The sequence below is a fragment of the Chitinophaga sp. 180180018-3 genome, assembly GCF_037893185.1.
In the GTDB taxonomy this organism is placed as follows: domain Bacteria; phylum Bacteroidota; class Bacteroidia; order Chitinophagales; family Chitinophagaceae; genus Chitinophaga.
The window spans coordinates 4,840,581-4,865,464 of sequence record NZ_CP140772.1; the positions used below are offsets into that span (position 1 = coordinate 4,840,581).

Annotated in this window: 17 protein-coding genes; 1 reads left to right on the forward strand and 16 read right to left on the reverse strand. The window is 45.8% G+C overall.

The features are described 5' to 3' along the window. Positions 1-177: 177 nt before the first annotated feature. The 8 genes from UNH61_RS18860 to UNH61_RS18895 all read right to left on the reverse strand — a co-directional run bounded on the left by UNH61_RS18860 (position 178) and on the right by UNH61_RS18895 (position 12,263). A complete protein-coding gene (locus UNH61_RS18860) occupies positions 178-1,341 on the reverse strand; it encodes a DUF5009 domain-containing protein (protein ID WP_326993540.1) in 1,164 nt (387 codons plus the stop codon). A gap of 174 nt (positions 1,342-1,515) precedes the next feature. Then, complete coding sequence (locus UNH61_RS18865) at positions 1,516-2,952, reverse strand: DUF1735 domain-containing protein (protein WP_326993541.1); 1,437 nt, start codon at positions 2,950-2,952, stop codon at positions 1,516-1,518. A 40-nt stretch (positions 2,953-2,992) separates the two neighbouring features. Next, a complete protein-coding gene (locus UNH61_RS18870; protein ID WP_339070236.1) occupies positions 2,993-4,114 on the reverse strand; it encodes a DUF1735 and LamG domain-containing protein in 1,122 nt (373 codons plus the stop codon). A gap of 32 nt (positions 4,115-4,146) precedes the next feature. Further along, positions 4,147-5,160, reverse strand: coding sequence for a glycoside hydrolase family 18 (locus UNH61_RS18875; protein WP_326993543.1), 1,014 nt, complete (start codon positions 5,158-5,160; stop codon positions 4,147-4,149). 25 nt (positions 5,161-5,185) lie between these two features. Further along, entirely contained in the window at positions 5,186-6,796 is a 1,611-nt protein-coding gene (locus UNH61_RS18880) for a SusD/RagB family nutrient-binding outer membrane lipoprotein (RefSeq protein ID WP_326993544.1), read from the reverse strand. Positions 6,797-6,817: 21 nt separating this feature from the next. Continuing rightward, entirely contained in the window at positions 6,818-10,195 is a 3,378-nt protein-coding gene (locus UNH61_RS18885; RefSeq protein ID WP_326993545.1) for a SusC/RagA family TonB-linked outer membrane protein, read from the reverse strand. Positions 10,196-10,432: 237 nt separating this feature from the next. After that, positions 10,433-11,599 (reverse strand): FecR domain-containing protein, encoded by a 1,167-nt coding sequence (locus UNH61_RS18890; protein WP_326993546.1) that lies wholly within the window; start codon positions 11,597-11,599, stop codon positions 10,433-10,435. A 103-nt stretch (positions 11,600-11,702) separates the two neighbouring features. Next, positions 11,703-12,263, reverse strand: coding sequence for an RNA polymerase sigma-70 factor (locus tag UNH61_RS18895; protein WP_326993547.1), 561 nt, complete (start codon positions 12,261-12,263; stop codon positions 11,703-11,705). 264 nt (positions 12,264-12,527) lie between these two features. On the opposite strand from UNH61_RS18895, the gene UNH61_RS18900 reads away from it, so the two are divergent. Continuing rightward, positions 12,528-13,601: a 1,4-beta-xylanase gene (locus tag UNH61_RS18900; RefSeq protein ID WP_326993548.1), complete on the forward strand. Its 1,074-nt coding sequence runs from the start codon at positions 12,528-12,530 to the stop codon at positions 13,599-13,601. A gap of 71 nt (positions 13,602-13,672) precedes the next feature. Here the strand turns inward: UNH61_RS18900 and UNH61_RS18905 are convergent, their stop codons facing one another. The 8 genes from UNH61_RS18905 to UNH61_RS18940 form a co-directional block, all read right to left on the reverse strand. Next, positions 13,673-15,337 (reverse strand): RagB/SusD family nutrient uptake outer membrane protein, encoded by a 1,665-nt coding sequence (locus UNH61_RS18905; RefSeq protein WP_326993549.1) that lies wholly within the window; start codon positions 15,335-15,337, stop codon positions 13,673-13,675. Positions 15,338-15,357: 20 nt separating this feature from the next. After that, positions 15,358-18,753, reverse strand: a complete 3,396-nt coding sequence (locus tag UNH61_RS18910; protein ID WP_326993550.1) for a TonB-dependent receptor — start codon at positions 18,751-18,753, stop codon at positions 15,358-15,360. Between the two features lie 221 nt (positions 18,754-18,974). Beyond that, complete coding sequence (locus UNH61_RS18915; RefSeq protein WP_326993551.1) at positions 18,975-20,123, reverse strand: FecR domain-containing protein; 1,149 nt, start codon at positions 20,121-20,123, stop codon at positions 18,975-18,977. A 99-nt stretch (positions 20,124-20,222) separates the two neighbouring features. After that, positions 20,223-20,804 (reverse strand): sigma-70 family RNA polymerase sigma factor, encoded by a 582-nt coding sequence (locus tag UNH61_RS18920; protein WP_326993552.1) that lies wholly within the window; start codon positions 20,802-20,804, stop codon positions 20,223-20,225. 134 nt (positions 20,805-20,938) lie between these two features. Further along, positions 20,939-21,943 (reverse strand): hypothetical protein, encoded by a 1,005-nt coding sequence (locus tag UNH61_RS18925; RefSeq protein WP_326993553.1) that lies wholly within the window; start codon positions 21,941-21,943, stop codon positions 20,939-20,941. A 6-nt stretch (positions 21,944-21,949) separates the two neighbouring features. Further along, entirely contained in the window at positions 21,950-22,909 is a 960-nt protein-coding gene (locus tag UNH61_RS18930) for a geranylgeranylglycerol-phosphate geranylgeranyltransferase (RefSeq protein WP_326993554.1), read from the reverse strand. A 109-nt stretch (positions 22,910-23,018) separates the two neighbouring features. Continuing rightward, positions 23,019-23,930, reverse strand: a complete 912-nt coding sequence (locus tag UNH61_RS18935) for a hypothetical protein (protein WP_326993555.1) — start codon at positions 23,928-23,930, stop codon at positions 23,019-23,021. A 20-nt stretch (positions 23,931-23,950) separates the two neighbouring features. Further along, positions 23,951-24,787 (reverse strand): hypothetical protein, encoded by an 837-nt coding sequence (locus UNH61_RS18940; protein ID WP_326993556.1) that lies wholly within the window; start codon positions 24,785-24,787, stop codon positions 23,951-23,953. Between the last annotated feature and the right edge of the window lie 97 nt (positions 24,788-24,884).

Genomic DNA, 24,884 nt, shown 5'->3' on the forward strand with positions numbered 1-24,884 from the left:
TTATCACGGATTCAGGGTACCTTGAAATGAACCATCCTGTTTGGATTATTTCAAAAATATGTCCTCGGGAAACACATATCAAGAAAATTTTATCAATTATTACATTACTTAAACTACCTGTGCTGAAAGCGTGATATGCCTTCAACAGAACATATCACGCCTCTATAAATATTTCCCCTAGACCTTCAAAAACACTTTCTTCTTATACATAAAGTACAAGAACGCCCACTTCACTAAAACCAGCGTCACGGCTAATCCAACCGCCCCAAACGGATCCCCTGTCAACTGTTCCAGCCATTTGAAGAACGCATTATTGGAATAACCCCAGTCTATAAAATGCCCTGAGATGTATATCAGGATAGAATTCATCCCGATAACCCTGAAAAAGAAGGCCCATCGCTGGTACCCCAAAATATCGATGACGTAATAAAACAATGCCAGCAGCAACAAGCTGATACCACCTACCTGCAATACGAAGGAGCTGGTCCACAGGTTCTTGTTAATAGGAAAATCGAGATTCCATATCTGCGCCAGTATAATGAATGCTACTCCGGCAATGCTCATGATCCCCACTTTTTTCATAGCAGGCACCCCATTATTACGCAGCAGGTTGCCGGTAATAATTCCCAGCAATGCGGTACTGATAGCCGGGAAAGTGGATGCAACGCCTTCCGGATCATGGATACCCAGGTACAATTTTCCGGGTACAATACAACGATCCAGGTAAGATGCGAAGTTGCCCTCCATCGTCAGATCTCCGGGCGCAAATCCAGGGGCCGCCGTAAATTTCAGCAACAGCCAGTAAGCAACGGGGATCGCTGCAAACCAGATCAGCAGCGCCCTTTCTTTTGAATACAGGTAAATAATATTGGCAAACATATAAGCCAGTCCGATCCGGCCCAATACGCTACAGAAACGTATCTGCGATATCGGCTGCAGCTGCAGGCCGTTATTATAGATAATTCCCAGCAATACCAGCATCAGGCCCCGCTTTATCACCCGCGCCAGGAGCTGGCTGCGGCTCTTCCCCTTCTCCAGTTCACGGCCTACCGAATAAGGCGTTGATACGCCGGCCATAAACAGAAACAACGGGAAAATAAGATCATAAAAATGAAAGCCGTTCCACTTAGGGTGTTCCAGCTGTTCGGCTATGGCGCCCCAGAACGGTGAACCGGTGGCCTTATCAAGTGCATTAAAGATACCCCCTCCTCCCATGATCCAGAACATATCAAATCCGCGAAGAGCATCCAATGAATATAGCCGGCCTTTTTTTTCACTGTCACCGGCAGTAGGTACGGCTGCCTGCCCAGCCTGAGCAGGGGTTGTTGTTAATGTGGTCATTGATGGTGTAAAGTTGAAGCGTTCAAAGGATTATTTTAACATGCAAATGATTTTGGCTGCATATAGCTTACAAGCTACTAAAAATGAAATTAAATTTTTTTAAAAATAAATAAGGGAGGTAGAAATACCTCCCTTTTGTCATCTGTACCGTCCTTTATTAAAGGAAATCGCTTGTTATTCGAACGCCTGCAGTTCCCCTAAACCTGCGGCGTACCCGGAGTATTTCGTCACCACGAACCGGAAATACCTGCCATCAACAGATTGATAAAATTTTATATAACGGAAATCAGGATTAGTCGTACTACCCTGGGGGGCTGTACCGGAAAAATCGCCCTGGGCGGTCCAGTTCACGCCATCGGTGCTGCTGTATACTGTCATAGTGGTAGGCGCCGAGATATAGGTACTCCCATAGAAATTCCAGTACATCGGCGTAAAGGAAAAACCTTTGACGCTATGCGCGCTGCCCATGTCCAGTGTGAATACAGGCGTGTTATCGCCAAATACTTTCGATTGCCAGCCTGTAGCATAATCTCCATCAAATGCGGCAGCTGCGGAAGCCTGGCTATAATAGCTTTCTGTAGAGCTGACGATAGCATTCCACCCTGTTCTGGCGACCTGATTTCCTGTCACTTTACCATTTGCCGGATCGATGTTCTGGAGTTTCACTGTGAGTGAAACATACACCGCATTATTCTTAGGATCTGCCGCCACCGGACCTTCATCTTTTATCCTGATGGGCAGCAGGTAAGTTTTTCCGGGAGTAAATGCACCGGAATTGAGAGGCGCTACGTTGAAAGTATCTGTCGATGTTACTGCTCCGGCGGGGATGTTTACCAATTGTTGTAACAGGTTATAGGTTCCTGCTGGAAATGCCACTGCACTTGTCTTATTCGATGTATTATATGCATCAATCAGTGTGTTATCAACGGTAACGCCTACACTGAGATTAGCAGAAAATTTTGTATTGAGTGTGGCGCCGAATTGTGCCTGCTGCGGGGTAAATACATCCCCCGCCGGCGTACGGTTTATGGTTAATGGAATGGTATTGCCGGACTGATATCCGTTAAGACCAACATTGATGGTTTTAAAGGCAACCCTGACGAACATCGTTTTTCTGTTGCTGCTCAGCGGTACGCCATCTTCCGGTATATTTAATACTACAGGTACCGTATATACCCTGCTGGGATCAATTTTCGCGGGATCAGTTATCATTACAACAATGGAGTCTGCAGATGTTGTTTGCCCGGCTTTTATAGTAACCGATCCTGTACCGGAGAGCACAAAGGTACCGGGTTGTGGTCTGGCAGATGTTATGTTATTGATGCTGTCGTATGTTGCAATCAAACTGGTATCTATCCGGGCGGTGACCTGTACATCTGATTTAAATGCCCGCGTCAGTAATACCGGGAAACCAGCTTTGTTCACGGGGAAAATACCGGAACGGGCCATCACGTAATCCTGCTTCCAGGTATCGGCTGAAACGGTGCCTGCCGGCGTATATGCAAACAATCCATCTGTATTGAAAGTATCTTTCTTACAGGCTGTCATTCCCCATAAAAAGCCCGCCATCAATAACAGGGATCTGATATGTTTTAATCTTTCTTTCTTCATAAAAACAATTGATTTTATAATTACCAGTAAGAAGATGTTGTTACTGGTCGCACCTGACGCCGGCGATCCATTTCACAGGTCCTGCTGCCGTGGCATTATGGCCTTTTCCACTGATGTCACTGGCCACATTACCCTGTCCTTCATTCAACTTCCAGTATGCCTCCAATCCTTTGCTGGCAGGGTCTACTCCACAAAGGCCATTCAGGATCTCTGCCTTCGACAAAGCCCGCGACCATACCCTGCATTCAGACAGTGCTCCATCGAGCTGGCGTCCTCCTGCAGAACGGCCCAGGTAAAAATCGCCGCTGGTCAGATCTACTGTTCTGCTGAGGCTCTTGGTAGCCACCAGCGCTCCGTTTACATACATATTCTCGATACTGCCATCGAAGGTTACGGCTACATGATACCACACACCAGTGGAAAACGGCGTTGGTATTGTCAGTGCTGCGCCGCCACCAGCCATTTGCAGCTGGCTCTTATCGATCGTTACGTCTCCGAAACGCAGCAGGAAATTCTCTTCAATACCCATCACCGAACTGATAAAAGGACTGTACGACTGAAAGCTGTTTACCATCACCCGGGCTTCGTAAGTCACGGCACTCATGGATTTCAGCGCATCGTTATTCTTTGAGAAATCGACTTTAAAATAATTATTCGTAAGGCTCGCTACTGTCATATACAATACCTTCCGCACGAGGATATACAGTACCCTCGACGATTCCAGCACTCTCATGTTGCCGCTCACACTGCTGATCCGCACCGGTACCAGGTATCCGGCACCATCGGCAATCTTATCGGGCGATGTGATATTGAGTGTGATGGCATTCGAGATATTGGTTCCCGCTTTAATGGTAACCTGATCCGCAGAAAGACTGTAGGTTCCATCTGGCAGGGCTTTGAAGCTTTTGTTACCATTGGCTTTGTTATATGCGTCGATCAGGCCGTTATCTACCCTCAGTTGTACGGTGATATCGTTTGCGACCAAGCCTGAAGCGGTGATGCTAACAGCGGTACTTACCGGTTTTTTATCGATACTCAGTGCAGTAGTAGCATTCTCCTCTGTACCGGTGATATAGATAGCATCACTGTAGTGCTCCTTTTTACAGGAGATGGCTATAATCAGCCCAATACAAGCCATGAAAAATAAATGGAGATATCTCATTTTAAATAAATAGACTGGTTAGAAAAATGTATTTACCGCACGGCAGGATTCATGATTTGAATAGCCTGCCGCATATACAGATATGGCATGGTGGGATTGGCATATTCATACTCCGCATGATAAGCGCCCATTCCACCTTTTCTGCCTGCAGCCGGCTGCCAGTAAGCCATTCCCAGCAATGAAGGTATCTTGCCTCTGACCGGATCATTGTAATCCACGCCGCCGGTTTTCCAGAAGTCTTCGAAATTTTCCGTTACGATATACTTTTCCGGGGGCAGCCATCCTGACACAGCACCATAGCGACCGTTGATGCTGCCCGGGCTGCTTGTACCATAAGCCTGTGATATGGCATAGCTAAGCCCCGCGCCCGCATCTGCAGGTACCTGATCTATTTCTCCATCTACGATCAATAGTTTCCCGGTACCTGATTTCGGTCCAAAGTACTTAGACAGTGCCTTGAGAAACAATCCGAAATTACGTGGGGTGTACACCGTAGTCCAGTTACTGCAACCGCAAACATGTGGTTCATGATCCAGATCAATGCCGTCCATGCGGTTCTTATTCACTTCGTCGGCCAATGCCTTAGCCACCAGTTCAAAGCCCTGTATCAGTGTTGCCTCATCGCCAGGATCCTTGTATTTTTTGAGAAAGTCGCCCCCACCGTAATGCGTAAAGAATGGATCATTGGTAAATGTCACCTGTACCATTTTAGTGCCTTTCTTTTCCTGGGCAAAGCGCATGGCAGCCATTTGCGGACTGCTGTCTGCCGGCATACCACCCCAGAAGCTGACGATATCCATACTATCGGGGATGCTTTCCCAGCGTACATTCATTGCCGGTGATTTGCCGTCGCCGCCGCTGTTGCCGAACCATCCGAACGCTACCTGGTGATCGGATTTTTTATATGCGCGCAATGCTTCGAGGTATTGGTCCGTCAATACTTTCGGATGTTGCAGCGCGATAGCGGCTGGTTCATTCTGTTTTTTGCATGCTTCGCCCGCTGGTATGAGTAAGAGGATAAGTGCAAAACGCAGTATTATTTTCATTGTTTATTATTTAGAATTAACAGATTTATTTTTTATCCCACCAAAGCGTAGTTGCGATGTTATCAGGCCCTCCCAGCAGTGATACTCCTTTCTGTACATTAGCGCTATTGTTCAGGTATTCGTTTTGCGGGAAAGGGCTTCGCCGGATAGTACCTTTCTTCAGCTGAGCGGTCGGCATCCCATAACTCCGTGGTATTTGAAATATTTTAGGATAACCTGTTCTCCGGAACTCCGTCCATGCTTCCATTCCATCGGGATATATCGCGAGCCATTTCTGTGTAATGATTCTCTCTTGTTTAAGTTCATTATTATCGCTGTCATTCCATTTTATAGTAATCGTACTTAGCATCTTATCACCGTTCTTCACACTGTTACTTCCTGTTATCGGATCTACAAATTGCGCGGGCGTGTTTGTACCATCATTCAGATAAGCCGTAGCATCGCCAGCCGCTTTCTGCGTACCGCCAATTGGCTGAGCAAAAGCAGTTTTGATCCCGGTTTCATACAAATCCTTCGCTGTGCCATTCATATTCCACCCCCATACAGCGCCCTCTGCCCGCAGGAACCAGGCTTCTGCTGCCACCAACCATTGAATAGGCGTACCGGCTGTAACGTTGAGTGTAGAAAACACATCGTAGCTATGTCCTGAAAACATACTGCCAGGCCGAATCCCATGGTAATCGTCTGCCAGAGCTCCGGTGCCCTTGTTAAACAACAGGCTGATACGTGGATCTTTATATCCTTTCAGGAAAGATTCCATATTGGCCCCCATACGGGTATCCCCATACGAATAGCAGATCATGTAAAGTGGATTTACAGAAGATACGCCGTCTACTACCAGCAATGCGTTATCATCGTTGGATGTCATTACTCCGGCTGCCACTGCTTCTTCTGCAGCCTTTTTAGCCAGCGCAGGATCAGCGTAAACTACGTGAAGGGCTAAACGCAGTTTAAGCGTATTCGCAAACTTCAGCCACTTATTGAAATCACCTTTGTAGATGAGATCATACTTAGCCAGTGGCCGCGCATCAGGGGAAGCGCCGACAAACGTGGTCAATACGCTGATGGCGCTGTCCAGTTCCCTGAAGAACGACTGATAGATTTCCTGTTGCGAATTGTAGGGGGTGGATGAACTGCCGGGTGTAAAATTGAGATAAGGTAGCGGCCCATAAGTATCCGTAATACGATGCATGGCCATTACTTTCAGTATCTGCGCTATTGCGTAGGTAGTGGATGCTTTCAATGTTGCGGCGCGCGTTTTTACCTGGTACCAGGGACCCATCTCGTTCTGATAGGCATATGGAAATGCCGCTCCATACCAGCCTGGTATCATGGCGTAAGTGGTATTATTGATACCATTGCTGCTAAAAGCATTCGAGGCTCCCTGCTGGCCCGAATAGATATCTCCCATGAGACTGTATATCAGCTGATAGCTATTTACATCCCCATTATTACCATCCGTCTGCGAGGGAATCATCTTTGTTTGCATCTGTAGCAGAAACGATCCCAGTCCCAGGTTGTCGTGCTTCAGATCTTCATCAGTGGCGTTGTTGGGGTCTGTATTAAAATCCTTGTATTTCTTTGTACAGCCAGCTCCCAGCAATAATATCAGTAGCAGATAAAATATATTCTTCATAGTTGCTTGTTTATGGGTAGACTATAAATTCACTTTCACACTAAAGCCAAAGCTTCTGAGGCTGGGCATCATGAAATAATCTATTCCCTGGAAATAGGTGCCCGTAGATGCCGTACTTTCAGGATCGAAAGGTGCCTTGTTATAGAACATAAACAGATTGTTCCCTATGACCGATACCGTAACATCCCGAAGCTTGTCTGCGAATACCCTGGCCGGGATGGTGTAACTCAGGGCAGCTTCTCTCAACCGTACATTGGTGGCGCTGTAAACGTATTGCGACAATACGCCGGTGCCTAAACCAACGGCCTGATAATAAGTTTTGGCGTCGGAAGGATAACCGTTGATGAGGACGCCTCCCTTGTCGCGTGCATTCCCGCTGGCTTTGGAGGTACCGAAACCATCCATCAGCGCCTGTGTAGCAGACACTACTTCTCCCCCTATTCTTGCATCCACCAGGAAACTGAAATTGAATTGCTTATAGGAGAACCCATTTCTGAACCCAATGTTATAGCGGGGATTGGGATTGCCGGCGTAAATAAGATTGGTGTTATCTACCCGGTAACCGTGGGTAGACGGGTCCTGGTAGATATATCCTTCCGGATCCCTTACAAGACTGTTCACAAAAATATCCCCGATAGATCCGTTTTTCACGGCAGCAGAAGAGGCGGAACCTATGCCGGCCATATAGAAGGTATCCCGTTTAAGTCTCTGATTATTGAAAGGATTAACGGCATTTTCAGCCAGTTCCATGATCTTATTGCGGTTCATGGTAAAGGTGGCGTTTGCATTCCATTTCACCGGACCGATATTACCGTTGTATCCGAGTGATGCCTCGATCCCCCTGTTTCTCACTCTTCCTGCGTTTACTTTGAAATTGGCATAACCACTGCCATCCGGCGCCAGGAATACGAATATCTGATTGTACGTATTGGCATTATAACCAGTGACAGTAAGATTGATCTTATCGTGCCAGAAACTGGCGTTGATACCGGCTTCGGTGGATTTCGTTCTTTCCGGAACAAGGTTGAAGGGAAGGTCGCGGTTCAGGCCCGGGCCGGCCACGGTGGTAGTATATCCCGGATGTGCATCGTATGGCAACGGAGGATTGCCCACTTCGCTATAGGATCCTCTTACCTTCAGATAGGAAAGTACGGCAGGTGATACATTGAACATATCTGAGAGTACGGCCGACAATCCAACGGAGGGATAGAACAACGATGTACTACTGCTGTAAGCCAGCTGGGAAGGCCATTCGTTTCTGCCTGTCAGATCGAGGAAGAGCATCTTTTTATAATTAAGCTGCGCAGTGGCGTATACAGATTGTATCTGGCTGATCACCGGCTGACTTCCCGGAAGAGGCTGTGGTATGACGTTACTCGACGTAAAAAGATTCGGCACTTTCGACAGCGGTGCTCCGTTGCTGGCAACATCCGCATTACCGGAAACAGACATGCGGCTATCGAGCAAACTGGCGCCGGCATTGGCCATCAGGCCCCAGGAATGGAATGTTTTGTTCGCAGACACCAGCACATCTGCGTAGGTTTGCCGGGTGCGGGTAGTGAGGTCAAGATAGGAACCATTGTCAGAATTGGAAGCCAGCAATGGTAAGGTGGAAGCATAGTTCGTAACCTGGTTGGCCGCATTGTTGTTATCAGTTCTGACTCTTCCCATTACATCCAGCCAATCCAACACCTTATACTTTAATGCAGCACCGAGTATGTAGCGTTCCTTATCCATCCGGTTGAAATCACGGTTCACTGTCCAGTATGGATTCTGCATCGCGAGGCCCATAGAGCCATACGGCCACCACTGGGTTTTGAAACCACGCACTACATCGTAACGCTCATACAGTTTGTATTTTTCCATATCCTCGCCACGGGGAAAAAGATACAATGGCACCAGGGGATTGAAATACTGCCCCTGAGAAATCATATTCTGATTCTTAGTGCGTATGTACATTCCCGTTAGGTCCAGGCTCAGTTTGTTATCGAGGTAGTATGAGGTGTTGCGGAAAGTAAGATTGTATCTGTCGAACGTATTGTTGGGGACAATTCCATTAGCATTGGATGCGGACGCGGAAAAGTAGGTGATATTCTTTTCTCCGCCAGACGATACGCTGATGCTGTTGGTTTCGTTATTGCCCGTCTGAAAGAAATCTTTCGGCGAAAATGTGGAAGGCTTTTCCAGCTTATCGCCCCAGCTATCGAAAGTTCCGGGTGATGAAGCACCGTAATTTTGCTGGAATTCAGGCAACACAAAAGGTCGGAAAAAAGTAGTGTTGTTTGCATAGCTGACCCGTGGTTTCCCGGCGGCGCCATTTTTTGTGGTGATGAGTACGGCGCCGTTGGCTGCCATGCCCCCGTATAATGCGGAAGAAGCAGCACCGGTTAGTACGGAAAGACTTGCAATATCTTCCGGGTTGATGGAGGAAATACCATCCCCACCATCTTTCCCACCATAAATACCATTTGATCTTACACTATTGGAAGAGAACAGATTGGGTAAAGGAATACCATCCAGTACGTACAATGCGTTGTTGTTACCATCTGCCCGGAGTGATTTGTCGCCACGCATCACCACCCTCGTAGAACCGCCTATCCCCGACGCGCTCCCGTTGATGGTGACACCGGCAACCTTTCCTGCCAGGCTATTCACAAAACTTGCATTAGGCACCCTGGTAACTTCCTCTCCTTTAATTTCCTGCACATTATAGGAGAGCGCCCTGTTCTCCTGGCGTATACCCAATGCCGTTACCACTACCTGGTTCAGTACTTTACTGGAAGGCTGCAACACAATCGTGAGTGCGGCAGATGAGTCTACCGTTACCTCACGGGTTTCATAGCCCATGAAAGAAACGATCAATACATCACCGGCAGCAGCCCTGATCCTGAATTCACCGTTTACATTTGCCACGGCGCCCTTACCCTGACCTGTTTGATTTTTCAGGGTAATGGTGGCGCCGATGGCTGGTTGGTTACGCTCTATCAGCACCCGGCCTCTGACATCAGTTACCTGCTGTTCCGGGGCCGTTTGTTGTGCCTGCGCGTCTTTGTCTTTTAATACAATCACTTTATCCACCACCTTATAAGTTAAAGGCAGATCCTTTAAACAGCGATCCAATACCGTTTCCAGGGGAGCATTCTTTACAGATAAGCTCAACGGCTTAGCATCTTTCAGCATACTTTCATTGTAGAAAACGCGAAGTCCGGTTTGCTTACTGATAGCATCCAGTATAACCGGCAATGGCTGCCGTTTTACATCCAGCGTGATTCCCTGCGCTATGGCCTGAACGCTCATCATCAGGCTAATGAATAACAGCAGCATGAACGACTTCCCACCGGGTAGAAGGCTACAGCGACCAGTGCAACAAGACGATCCTGAAGTCGGGCTAAAATTCATAACGTTTCAATTGTTTTAGAGAATAATAATGTGAACTGATCATTAAGCATAGGGATAACTGCAGAAGCCGCGCGCGCTTCTGTATCCGTATGATATTTGTTTTACTGGTTGATATAACTACACCTGATCGGTATTCCCGGAAACTATCCACAGGCACAGGGCATACTCATCCTGTTCCGGATTACCGTTGTAATCAGAAAATATTTTGCTCATCTTTGGGTTGCTACAATATCAGGATTATTTACCTGCTTCTTCTGTAGTACTCTTCCTTTCGTTGGTTGGTAATATGACAATCTTATTTCCGCTTAGTTGATAATGTACCCTGCTATACTCCAGGATTTGTAATGCCTGTTCCAGAGAAGACGACAGCGGTATGCTTCCCGTAAACAGGTCAGTTGGTTTATTTCCCTTGTACTCCACTTCCACATTGTACCATCTGTGAAACTGATTCATGACGTGCTCTATATTAACACCGGAAAAGATAAAGTATCCGTTTTTCCAGCCCAACACCTGTTCGGTATTGACATGCCGGATCAGCGCTATTTTACCATCGTTGCCGACACGCGCCTGCTGTCCCGGGGCCAGTTGCTGCGAGTTTGTGCCATTATTGACCTGTACCGCTCCTTCCAGCAAGGTAGTGCTGACATTTCCTTCCTCACGGTAAGCGTTTATATTGAAGCTTGTGCCCAGTACTTTTATTTGAGTGGTATTATCGACATTCACGCCAAAAGGCATCGCTGCATTTTGTGCTACTTCAAAATATACTTCGCCTGTCATGGAAACAATGCGCTCTTTGCCCGTAAAGGAGGAAGGGAAAGTCAGCGAAGAACCCGCATTCAGCCAGGCTTTGGTACCATCTGGCAGCACCACGCTGTACTGGGTTCCGGCGGGCGTTTCTACCCGGTTATCGACCGGCATGCTTTCCCCGTTCGATTCATACACGAGCTGTCCTTTTGTATTATTAATGACCGTATTTCCCAACGTGGTAACCAGGCCATTGCCGGCGCTATCCAACACGATCGGTGGGCGGTTGCCTATAGTCAGTATAACATTTTTACCATTGCTTCTGCCGGATCCTGCTGTCTGATGAGCCAGCAAAGGTTCTTTGACAGAATGTTGATGGCGGTAAATGAAGTAAAATGCTCCGGCCAGCAGTATGGCAACAGCTGCTGCAGCACCCCGCCACGATCTGCGTATATGCACTACCGTTGTTTCAGCAGGTGGTATTGCTTTCTCCTGCTGATGTGCAGCCCATGCGCTTTTCAGGTCGTCCTGCAGAGAAGATGCCAGCAGCCGTTCAAAAACCGGATCTTTCGAAGCATCCAGAAATTCTTCTAATTCCCGGGCAGAAAGTGACTGGTTTTTAAACCCTTCTATCAACTTTATAAAATCTGCTGCTGTCATGGAACGCTGTCTGGTTTTAGCTGCTAATTAAATGTGCTATAATATGAAGACGGCCATCTGCATAAAAAGGGGGACAACGGCAATAATTTTTTTGGGGGACTATTTAAATGAACATCCTGATACTCTCTAAATTGGCCAACAGAAAGCTTTTGAGGCTCTTTAAGCCCCGGGACATATGTTCCTTTACCGTTTCCCGGGAAACGTTCATTACTACAGCTGCTTTCTCGTAAGTAAATCCTTTCTGGCGGCATAGCAGAAAGGCTTCGCGCTGGCGTTCCGGAAGGGAAGCAATAGCCTTTTCCAATAACTCTTCCCGCTGACGGGTGATCAGCAATTCCTCCGGCGATTGATATTCTTCCGAAAATACCTGTAACAGATATTGCCGGTAAGTACTTTCCGATCTTCTCTTCCGGAATTTATTCAGGAATTCGTTTCGGGCAATAATAAAGATCCAGTCTTCAAGCGATTTTACTGCAGGTAACTCCTGCCGTTTTTCCCAAAGCCGGAGAAACGTAAGCTGCAGAATATCTTCCGCATCTTCGGCATTCTTTGTATACTGTAACATCACCGCATAAACAGGCTTATAGAAATTACTATACAGCTGGTTGTATGCCTGCCGGTCATCCTGGGCTACCAATAATGCCAACTCCCTGTTACTTTGCATAGTGTAAAGAGACTAATATAAGTATGTAATCCAGACTATCGCGCAGCTAAAAGTAGCAAAATAAATAATAAACAATCAGCAACTTTTTTATGAAAGGCCGGCAGCCCTTATAAAAAAGAAAGCAAACATAAAATGAAAAATATTAATAAATAAATTTTCGTTATATAAAACCTAATTGAGACAAATAAAGGAAAGATCGATACGAATCAGTACTTTTTTTAAATCACTGTTCCGGATATTTGCCCCAACAGCCAATTTCATGCTATGAAAAAAAACAGATTCACTATTTCGCGCAGATTGCGATTGCTACCCGTCTTTCTTTTCTTCTTTATTTCTACCTATTCACAAAATAAATGGTCAGCTGAAAAAGCCAATGAATGGTATGCCGGTCATAAATGGCTGAGCGGTGCTAATTATATTCCCTCCAATGCTATTAATCAACTGGAGATGTGGCAGGCGCCGACTTTCAGCCCTGATTTGATCGATAAGGAACTTGCGCTGGCGGAAGATATTGGCTTTAACACCATGCGGGTGTTCCTGCACAGTGTTGCCTGGAAACAGGATCCGAAGGGATTTAAAGACAGGGTCGACCGCTTTCTATCTATCTCTGCAAAACATGGTATACAACCACTGTTTGTTTTTTTTGACGACTGCTGGAACAAAGATCCTAAGCCAGGTACGCAGCCGGCGCCTAAAACAGGTGTCCACAACTCAGGCTGGGTACAGGATCCGGGTGATCCGGCTTACATGGATAAATCCAATTTTCCGGAATTGGAAAAATATGTAAAAGATATCCTCAAAACATTTGCTCACGATAAACGCATATTGGGCTGGGACCTTTACAATGAGCCCGCCAATAGCGGTAAGTTAAACAACACGTTGCCGCTGCTCGAAGCCATCTTCTCGTGGGCAAGAGTTGTAAACCCGGATCAGCCGGTCACTTCCGGCGTGTGGAAATTAGACCTCGACCAACTGAGTACCTTCCAGATTACGCATTCCGATATTATCACGTATCACTGTTACGAAGATCCGGGTAAGCACGAAGCGCTGGTGCAGACCCTGAAAGCCTTTGGCCGGCCGGTGATCTGTACCGAGTATATGGCCCGCACCCGCAACAGCCGTTTTTCCAATACCATGCCTATGCTGAAAAAAGAAAATGTGGGCGCCATTAACTGGGGCTTTGTAGAAGGGAAAACGAATACGATTTATGAGTGGAACCATGTTATTCCTGATGGCAGCCAGCCGGATGAATGGTTTCATGATATTTACAGGAAGGACTTTACGCCTTACCGTAAAGATGAAACGGATTTGATCAGGAAGCTGAATAAAACGAATTGATCCATACTTTTAATAAAAAGCCCGGCGGTAATCGCCGGGCTTTTTTAATGACTACATGTTAATTACCATAATCACCAACCAAAATTCTGCGGCGCCAGATTCGGATTCAAATTAAGCTCCTGCAACGGAATAGGCAGCAGATACATCTTATCATTCCAGGTACGCGTTGTGATCGCATACGGTTGTACATAGTAGTTATTATTCACTACCACGTTGCTTACATCATAAGTGTATTGCGCTCTCATGGCCGGCAGCAATTTCATTCCCAGGATAGTTTCGCTGTTATTGATCAGGGTGCCTGCATGCCATCTGTGCAGATCGTCGAAACGGAATCCTTCTGTAGCCAGCTCCACCCTGCGTTCTCTTCTTATTTCATCTATTAACACAGGTACATTCGGGAAATGTGATTGCGGATCCCGTTGCAGGCTGGTCAGTTGCATATGCGGCATTCCTACCCTGTCTCTGAGCTTATTGATGGTGTTATCCAGCACATCCTGCGTACAGGTGCCCAGCTCGGCTCTGGCCTCTGCATCTATGAGCAGTGTTTCTGCATACCGGAATATGAAGAAGTCGTAGGTGGAGTTGTTCGCGTTCCAGGCGGTAATGCTGGAAGAACGGCCCTTGATACATTGATACCCGGTAGAAGTAACGTTGGTGCCTACTCTTGGTAAGGTGATCAGATCACCATTCAGGAAATCAAATCCCCTTGTGGCGATGGTTTGCTTAATCCTGGGATCTCTGTTGATGATTTCCATCCCTAATGAATCATCTCCTTTATACAACGCGCTGAGCGAGGTTGGCAGGCCATCGGTACACAGGTAAGTACGTACAAAATCTTTGCTATAACCGTCGCCGGATTCACCCAGCTGGCGATCCACATTGTTATAAGTATTGGCGGAAGCCATGTAACGCATGGCCATAATCGCTTCCGGGTTGCCTTTCAGCTCGTCCTGGATAAAGAGATTGTAGTAGTCCGACTGTGGCTTGCCTGTTGAAAAGATGCTATAGCTCTTCGAATTAATGATCTGTTCAGCCGCATCAGCAGCTGCCTGCAGATAAGCGGTACCATCGCCGGCGCTGAAATACTTCCGGTAAGTACCTTCCCATAAACATACCCTTGCTTTAAATGCAAGCGCCTGATATTTGCCAAGCCTTCCATCCTGTGAGGGAGCTACCGGCAGGTAACTTACGGCAGTATTCAAGTCGGCCAGTACAGCGTCCATCACCCCTGCATGAGTTGTTTTAGGACCATATAATACAGAGATACTGGTATCTGTAAGATACCTGGTGATATAGGGTACATCGCCATATTGTTTAACAAGATTGAAATATTGCATGGCCCTGAAGAAGAGCGTTTCCCCTACATAAATATTTTTTATAGAATCAGGAATATTTGCTTTCTGATAGCTCATCATAAAAAAGTTGCAGGCCCTGATATTGGCATAAGGTGTGTTCCAGTTACCATCGCTTTGCGGAATGGTATATGTTCCCGCCAGCAATGTATTCTGCGATTTGGGCACTTTATCATCCGACTGCCCGTCTGCATTTACAAGGAATTGTGTTGGCAGCCAGCTATAATATTGATTGCAATAGACCTGCAGGTCACTTTCAGTATTAAAAAAAGTTTGCGGCGTAATGGCGCTCAGCGGCTGCCTGTCGAGAAATGCATCCTTCCGGCACGAGCTTATGGAGAAAATTACCACTGCCACAAAAAAAATATCTATCAGCTTTTTCATAATAGTACGTTTGAAGAATTTTATAAACCAATCTGAACCCCGGCAGACAACGTTTTATTAAGCGGATAACTGGTATAACCGGAAATCAGGTCCGGGTCAAAGCCGCCGAATAAAGAAGTAATTTTAAAGAGGTTCTCTCCGGTTACATATACCCTTACATTTCTGATCTTCGAATTTCCAAACACGGAATTAGGGAAAGTGTAACCCAGGGTTATTTGTTTGAATCTTGCGTAGGCAACACTCTGCAGATATTTGGTTTGTGTTTGCTGGTTACCGCCTCCACCAAACCTGACTCTGGGGAAATAAGCATTGGGATGATCAGGGGTCCAGTAATCCATCGCATATGCGTAGGGTATACTCCATTCACCACCAGCGAAGGCGTTAAAAACATTACTGCCGGTTGGACTGAAATCCTGTTTCAGCAGGCCCTGCACAAACATGGTAAAGTCGAATCCTTTATATTCCAGGTTTAAATTGATACCAAACCTGTAACGCGGCTGGCTATTGCCGATTACGGATAAGTCGCCATGATCCGCCAGTGTTCTTTTCCCATCAGTAATTTTCTTATCGCCATTCAGATCTTTATACTTTATATCACCGGCCAGCCACTTATACCCCGCCAGTCTGCTGTTATCCACGGCCTGTGCCTCTGCATCTGTCTGATAAAATCCATCCGTGATATAGCCCCATATCTCGCCCATTTTCCTACCTGGATTCAGGTCATCAATACTGTGGGTAGGATTCTGATTGTATTTAGTAACCGTAGTTACGGCGTCGGACAGGTTAACGCTAATAGCGTAGCGGAGTTTATCATTTATTATTTTATCCTTCCAGCCGATGTTGAACTCCCAGCCGTTTGTACGAAGCGACGCTGTGTTCTGCTTGGGAGCACCCGTTCCGAGTACGGCAGGCAGCTGTTGCCCCCCGGTGATCAATCCGGAAGTATTGGTGATAAAATAATCGAAGCTGCCACTCAATCTGTCGTTCAACAGCGAATAATCCAGGCCGAAGTTCGATGTGGCTATCTTTTCCCAGGTCAGATCACTACGAACCAATCCGGAAGGAGTTACTACTATTCCGGGCTGATTGTTAAAAAGGTACCCTGTGGTACTATTTCCCATCGTAGGTAATGTAGGATAGAAGTTGCCAATAGAGATAGCACTGGTGGATGCGCGCTGATTAGGCAGATTTCCATATGAAGCACGCAGCTTCAACTGGCTGATCAGCTTTACATCCTGCATAAATGCTTCGCGGGAGATGTCCCAACCAGCAGATATTGAAGGGGAAAATACGTAACGGTGCCCCTGCTGAAACCGGGATGTACCATCATATCTGCCGTTCACTTCAATCAGGTATTTATCTTTATAAGCATAGTTTGCCCGGAAAAAAGTACCAATCAGGGCATATTCTATATCGAGGCTGCTAATGGAAGGCTTAGGATCATTATTCAGACCTATAGCTGGTATAGTGGGTACAATAATATTGATTGCCGTTGGCTGTACATTGATAAAGTGCTTGTACTCCTGGTTATAGCCCACCATCGCTTTTACTGAATGATCCCTGCCAAAAGTATTTTCATAGGTAGCATAGCTATTGAAGGCATAATAGGTATTATTCCACCGTGTTTCAATTACACGCGGGGTTTTAGTCCAGGGGAAAACATCAAGGAAGACCCCGTTTACGCCATATTCATTGTAAGGCATCAGATTGGCCTTGTCATAGTCTGTATTACTGTTCCACGTATAGTCGGTAATGATAGTAAGATGCTTCACCGGTTGAAGCGTTGCCCTGGCAGTGGCCCAGTAATCGTTTACATTATCCACATCCCTGCCAGACAGGGCGTTCATTGCCATTGGGTTGGTAAAGCTGCCCTGGCCGGAAAAATTCCCGTCGGGGTGCTTTACCGGCATCACCGGTCGCAGGTCACCAGGTATCCACGAACCACCCTGACCAATGAGCGACAGCGCAGGCTTGTTGTTCGTGGTGCGTGTCATGCTCATATTAAGATCCAGCGACAGCCAGTCGGTAATCTTAGAGGTCAGTTTCAGGTTGGGAGTATACCGGCGATAAACCTGGTTTGCTGATTTCTGTAATCCATCCTGTGAAAAGTATCCCATACTTGCCATATAGGTCAGTTTTTCCGTACCACCTGAAAGCGATAAATTATGCTGCTGCATCGGCGCCCATCCGGGATACAAAGTCTTCACCCAGTTATTGTTGCCAACATAACGATACAGTTTAGGATTGCCCGGATCCGGGTACATATCAGGATTATGAGCAGGATCGTTATAGTAGGCCATGATCATCGCTGAGTCTTTTGCTGTAAACGGGCTGGTGGAGGTATTTCCTCCTGTGATGCTACCGGTATACTGGGCTTGATTAAAAAGTGTCAGAAATCCTTTGGAGTCAACATACTTAGGAAGATTGGCCGGCCTGGCGAAAGAGTAAGATCCTGAATAATTCAGCGTGGGCTCTCCGGTTTTTCCTTTTTTTGTGGTGATTAATATAACCCCGTAAGCAGCACGGCCACCATAGATTGTAGCGGAGGCCGCATCTTTCAATACAGTAACACTCTCTACGTCCGATGGGTTTATCAGATTTGGATCACGTTCTACCCCATCTACCAGTATCAGCGGGTTTCCCTGGCCTGGATTATTTATCGTAGGTAATCCGCGGATATTAAAAGAAGCACCCTGCCCCGGCTGTCCGTTGCCCATGCTAACGTTGAGGCCGGGCACCAGCCCCTGTAGTCCATCTGCCAGGTTCACCAGTGGCCTGCTGGCCAGTTTCTCCGCACCTACCGAAGCTACAGCACCGGTAAGGTGTATTTTCTTCGTGCTACCATATCCCACATTCACCACCACTTCTCTAAGTGTACCGGTGGATGGCGCCAGGGCTACGTTGATGGTGCTGGCATTCTGCACCACTATTTCTTTCTGATCATAACCAATGAAGGAGAATATCAATACATCTCCGGGGTTGGCATTGATTTTATATGCTCCATCGCCATTGGTGATAACGCCTTTGATGGTGCCTTTGATATGTATAGACACACCCGGCAACGCGCCACCCGTTGAGTCGGTAACGCGACCGTGTATTTCCATCCGCCCCTGAACAGCTCCCAATCGCTTGATGGTAATCGCTTTTTCAATAATCTCATACGTTAAAGGCTGGCCTTTAAAACAGATATCCAGGAAGTCTTTCAGCGGCGCATTTTTCACATTGATCTCCCGGATTACTTTCGCGTCGGACAACAACTCGTCCTGATAAAAAAACTGGTAGTCCGTCTGTTTTTTTACCATTTGAAAAATTTCAACAAGCGACAAATTTTTGCCATAAATGGTGACCTTTTGCGCCCATGTTTCCGCATGTAACTGAGTGACGGCAATCAGCATTAATAAACTGGTTAATTTCATAATCAGCCATGATTTTGGTTTCCTTTTACGCTGGTAAAAGGTAAAGTTTGCAAGCTTTATCATATACTCGTGGAGGTTTTGATACTTTAGAAAACAGACACCCGCTGAGGAAGTAAAGGCACCCCTCAAAGTTTATCGGTGGTAAACAACGGCCCACCGGCATCCTTTCCCGCACATGCTTATCCGGGAATTATTGTTTTACGGCTTTGTAATTACAGACATTAAAAAACGATTAGCCTATCCTTCTGTATTTTGAACTGCAGTCCTCCTGTTTCCAATATTCTCAATACCTGAGAGAGATTGTTATCTCTCTTAATAGAACCGGAAAAATGTCCGGTTGGGATTTTGGTTTTATATTCAATCGTGAAATTATACCACTGTGATAGCATCGATAATATAGCCGGAACATCCCAGCCATTGAAATTAAATTCATTGTTCTTCCACGCCAGTGCTTCTTCCATATTCGGATGCTGCAGCAGGTCGGATACGCCATTTCCCACAACAGCCTGTTCACCTGGTTTCAGCATCAGTTCATCGTTTACATCCACCTTCCCTTCTATGAGCGTTACTTTCGTTTGTGCGTCATCGTTATAGGAACGGATATTGAAATGTGTTCCCAATACTTTGACTTTACTCTTACCAGCTTTTACTATGAATGGATGCGCCGGATCATGCTTTACTTCGAAATAAGCTTCTCCATATAAAGAAACAGTACGCTCACTTCCGGTGAAGGCATTGGGGAACGTAATACCGGATGCGGCGTTCAGCAGTACAGACGTACCGTCGGCCAGCAATAAATGAATCGGCTTACTACCTCTGGGAACGGTGAGCGTATTGGATACCGGCTTTTTGGTGCTGCCTTCAAAGGCAAGTGTACCATCAGTATGCTTGATGACTTTAACATTCTCCTGGGTTGTTACCATACCCGAATGGGCATTCTCAAAGCGAATGCTGTTACCGTCTTCAGATTTCAGCATCCCTATTGACTCAGTAGGCGCAGCAATATCATTTTCCGCCGTGATATTCTCCGGGAGAAATAAACTCTTTTTATACACAAGACAATAACAACTCACCCCTATCATTAAGGCGATACCGGCAGCAATGCCGGATAGATAGATCATTCTTCTCTTCCTAACAACATCAACTGGCTTGACAATGTTCAAAAATAATTTTCTTTTCTGCTCCGGGGTAAAAAAAGGCGCAGGCGGCTGCTGAAAGTAAGCAGCCTGGGAGAGCTTCTCCAGCTCATTATACATACCAGCTTCCTGCAGTAGCTGCATTAGCTCGCGAACATCTTTTTCATCAATGGTATTATCACACCATTGCTGAAAGAGTAATTCAATTCTTTGCTGCTTTGAAAACTGATCCATGAAGACATGTTTTTTCAATACGTGGCCAACTGCTCACTGGCTGTCTTTAATTAATTGACGCAGGAAATTTCAAAAAGGGGGTATCGGGGAAGAAAAATCTTATAAATTTTTTATAACGGCGAGGAAAAGCCCAACTGTTGCGACGCCGGAAACCTCTGAAATAATAGACTGGGTGGCTATTTGCAGGTACTTCTTAACGGTTTCGGTTGATAAATGCATTTGCTCGGCAATCTCCTTATAAGAAAGCCCATCATGACGGCTCAGCGTAAACACCTTCTTCTGTTGTGGTGGCAGTTGCGCGATCGCCTTCTCTATAGCACTCAGTTTCTCATCCTCCCAGCTATTGTCGTCCTGATCCCAAAGGTTATGCGTAATCAATTCCTTTCCGGCCCTTTCCCGGATGGCCTTTCTCAATGCCGAGATAGCCTGATTTTTAGAAACAACATACAACCATGCATGAAAATTACCGACGCCGGGAAGCATTTGCCTGGCATTCCAGATCTTCAAAAAAACATCCTGTACTATTTCTTCTGTTATTTCTCTCGAATGGGTGAGCCTGAATATATATGCTCCAAGAATATCACTAAACCGGTTAACCAGCCATTCAAAAGCTTTTTCGTTACCATTGGCAACCTGAGCAAGTAACTCTCCTTCTGGCATACTATTGTAATGACTGAGCACAATCCTAAGTTAATGAAGTTTGTATGGATACAATGGGCTCTGAAGCGGTAAGTCAATTTAGTATGATGAAATGAATAAAAAGTATTATTAAAACAGAACGGAGTTATACATTATTCACATAAAAATATACAAAATTAACACATACGATCTGCCTGACGGCATCTTCCGTATGTAAACCGCATACAATGCCAGATATTCCCCGGTTTCTCCATATCTATAATCAGCGCTTTTCGGGGAAGGGTATGAAGGTCGGGCATTACATTCTGCTGCTGTTGTATAGTGCGAAACTGCCGGAGTGCCATATCCCCAAAAGAACAGATAGCCATCATATTTAACCGGAATTTCCGTCTGCGTGTTTCCGGTACCGGCAATGCCGCTATCTCTTCTTCCAGCTCATCCACCATTTTTTTGAATGTCTGATATAACTGATTGGCATCCTTCATTCTTGTGGGCAATGTTTGTATGCCTTCCTGAAGATCTTTAAAGGTATCAAACAGATCGTTTGTAAGTTGTATGATGCCGCCTAACAAAAACCAGCATTGTTGCCAGTTGTGCGATATCTCCATATCATCCATATAGAAATTACATAACAATACAGCAAAGGCGCCTTTCCCAACAGTAATACCATAAAGCTCTTCGTTGGTCAGGCCGGGGTCCGTTTGCCTCACAGAGTTGACCTGCGCCTGAAACAATGAACGGGTCACTTCACCGTAATGTTGCTGATCCTTCACAAAATCTCTGAGTGCCATATGGGACTGTAAAAACAGGCGCTCCTGCGGCGTCCGTGCCATAAAGCTTTCAGAAGCAAACGCAATATCATTCAGTTCTGCAACGGTCAGTTCTTCATCGTCGGTAAAATTATCGAAGGTGGTACTGCAAATGAAATATTGCAGCATCCTTGTTCTTTCGCCCTGCGAGGTTGGCCGGCCACGCAGTGTTGCAAAGGCATCTATCACCATCGGAAGATAAATACTGTAGGCAGTCAATACTTTCTTTCGCGCGTCTTCCGGTAGCACTGTACCGGCTGTTGATTCCAGCCGGGCAAGACAGGTCTCTGCCCATTGCATTTCTTTTTTACGGCGTACCATTATCTGAACCACCCGCTGCGCAATACCTGTCCCAAAACTCAAAAGATACATGCCTCCTTATTTAAGTAAGTATTGAATGAAGATCATAGATAGTATGCCTGTTAACATCACTCCTTTGATATAACTGCTTAGCCGGTGGTATTCTTCTGCAGCATTTGTATTAAATATCTTCCGGATAATCCATAAAAGCGGTACCATGATAAGTAAGATGGAATAAACAGACAGCACCCTGCTCCCGGGTACATTCCTCTGCCATAATACCGGCTGAATGAACACCAGCCCTCCTACTACACCAAGCAGGCTACATGTAACAACACTATGTGCCGCCTTCCGGCCAAGTACAATAGGAATCGTGCGGCCACCGTATGTGCGGTCGCCCTTTACATCTTCCAGATCTTTTATCAACTCCCGCGCAAATGAGATGACGATTGCAAAGCAGGTATATATCAATGTAACCGTTATTATAAAACGGAACTCCGATGGTATCACCATACTGTATTGCATAAAGGTCATAGATGGCTCTGCAAGGATCAGCACCGGGATAGCGGAAGCGGTAACAACCGCTACGATCACATTACCGATAAGGAATTTCTTCTTGAAGAATGCAGAATAGCAGAATAAAAATATTTCGCTTAAGAAGATACAAATAATAAGACTGATATTTCCCAGCTTAAAACTTACGATAACTGATAGTATCAATGCTAACAGGTTCATGACAAGATAAACTGCTAAAGCGCCCTCCTTGCTAATTCCCCGGCCAATATACACCTTATCAGGTTTATTGATTTCATCAATAGCCAGATCAAAATAATCATTGATGATATAACCCGCTGCCGCTATTAACTGATATACTCCGGCAATCATCAGAAAATCAGTGACACGAAGTTGTGGCGATATGTTAATATGCGACAGCAGTGGATGAATGATGCAGTACTGGAATAGCAATTGTGTCAGGAAGATAACTAAAAGATTAGGCCAGCGTATAATACGCAGAAATAGGAGATACGTTCTAAACATCGATGACAATTGTAGGTAAGAGATATCAATAGGTCATCCAAGATACAAAATCTAATTAAAAAACAAGCTTTTGTACAGAATAGCTTATAGCTGCAATTGACGGGGGGCATCATCTTTGGATAGCTTTCCGCACCAGCTCACTCAACTCATCAACCGTCTTTCCGGAACTCATATTATCCATGAATAATTTTACGATCTTCCCTGTTTTCGTATCTCCGTGTTGTTGTATAAAGGAGATGTATTCTTCTTTGTTCTCTGGCAGCAACGAGCCGGGGTTCGTGTGATCATCAAAACTCGGCGTATTGTCTTCTCCAAACAGGTAATCACGACAATAGCCCTCGTATAGTTGTTTTGCAGTGGTAAAGAAGTAGCTTCGGGGGTAGGTGTCCAGGAACTTTTCCCAGTTGAGCGCTCTTTTCCCCACCAGGCTGAATGGAATTACCAGACCTGCGTCTGCGGTATACAGTACCGTATCTTCATCGGCTTTAAGTTGCAGATATGCCCTATAGTCGTCGGGCAGGGATTTCCCGAACAGGTCCTTATAGAAGCCTGGCACAGTACGCAGTTCCGTGTAGCCCTCTCCTATATTCCAGGGTTCAATGCCGGCGGTGGCGAGCAGATCAATCCGGCGTTGTACTTTAGCAGGCGGAACTGCGGCGTGTTTTTCATCGGAATAATAGTTGGCATATTCATTCAGCCATGCCTCGTTGCCCATGATATCTGCCATGGCAGTATCCATATAAAGCACCAGCGCATGATACAGCTGAGTGGCCTTTTCTGCATTTACGCCGGGTAGCTGACTGGTAACAGCCTGCCTCCGGCTGATGATGCCGGCAACATAAGCTTCCGTAGAAACAACAGATGTATCGGCCGGCTTATGCACTGCAGTTCCTGAATCCGCTGCAGCATTGGTTACCACGGCCTGTTCGCTTTCAGGCTTTTTACTGTTACCATTGCAGGCTACCCATGATATAGCCATCGCTACGCAAACCACCGGGAGGTTAATAAACATTTTCTTCATAGTGTATATAAGTAAATCAATTAAAACAAGCTGCCTTGTATCACTGCCGGCGGCACAGTTGGCTGGAACAGGCCAACAATCGTGAATGGCTGTTTGCTGCTGGCATGTACCTGCTGCGTGGTACCGAGGAAGAAATGCAGATCGCTGTTCCTGGCATATTCATACAGGTATTTCTTTCTTATCTCGTTAACGGCTTTCAGCTCCTTCTGAGCACCACTGTGCTTTTTTACCATCTTCCAATACAGGGATGCCAGTTGCCAGTCTTCCACAGGCAGGGTCATCTCCTGGTTTTTGATATCAATAAACCGGTAAGAAAATTTGTATGGAAGCTGCTTCATCACGGCAAACGAATCCTCGGATTGTTCAACAACCCTTCCGCTGCTTTTTTCTTCCTGAAGTTTCTCTATGCGCTTACTATCCCATTCCCGATCAGTTTCTTCTGCTATAAAATCGAGTATACGCAAAGGTTTAAACACGACCAGCGAAGTATAGAACGCCTCGTGTTTTGCTTCTACGATCAGGCTCGACATATCCCGGTATACATTTTTCAGTACTATTGCTTTCCGCTCGCTCCAATGATCTTCGGTGCCCATGTGCCCTATTACTTTTACCGGGGCATCCGGGGTAACCGGACTGAAACTTTCCAGCCTGAAATCCCTGGTATTGCGCACAAGATCCAGCTCTACCCAATCATAGAGCTGATATTGCTCCTCGTAAGTTTTTTTTGAAAACGGAATGGGATATATCCTGATAAAGCTGCCATCTTTTCTGAAACCAGCTATACTAACTTGTTCATCATAATGAGAAGATACAGTGGGGTAACTTTTAACAGTGATCAAAATTGCTGTCACGGGCATGCTCGAAATGTTTTATAAAATATTAAATCCAGTGGTTGTATGTATAAACTGTATTAATTTCTACAATTAACCATGTTGCAAAACTAAGGTTAATCAT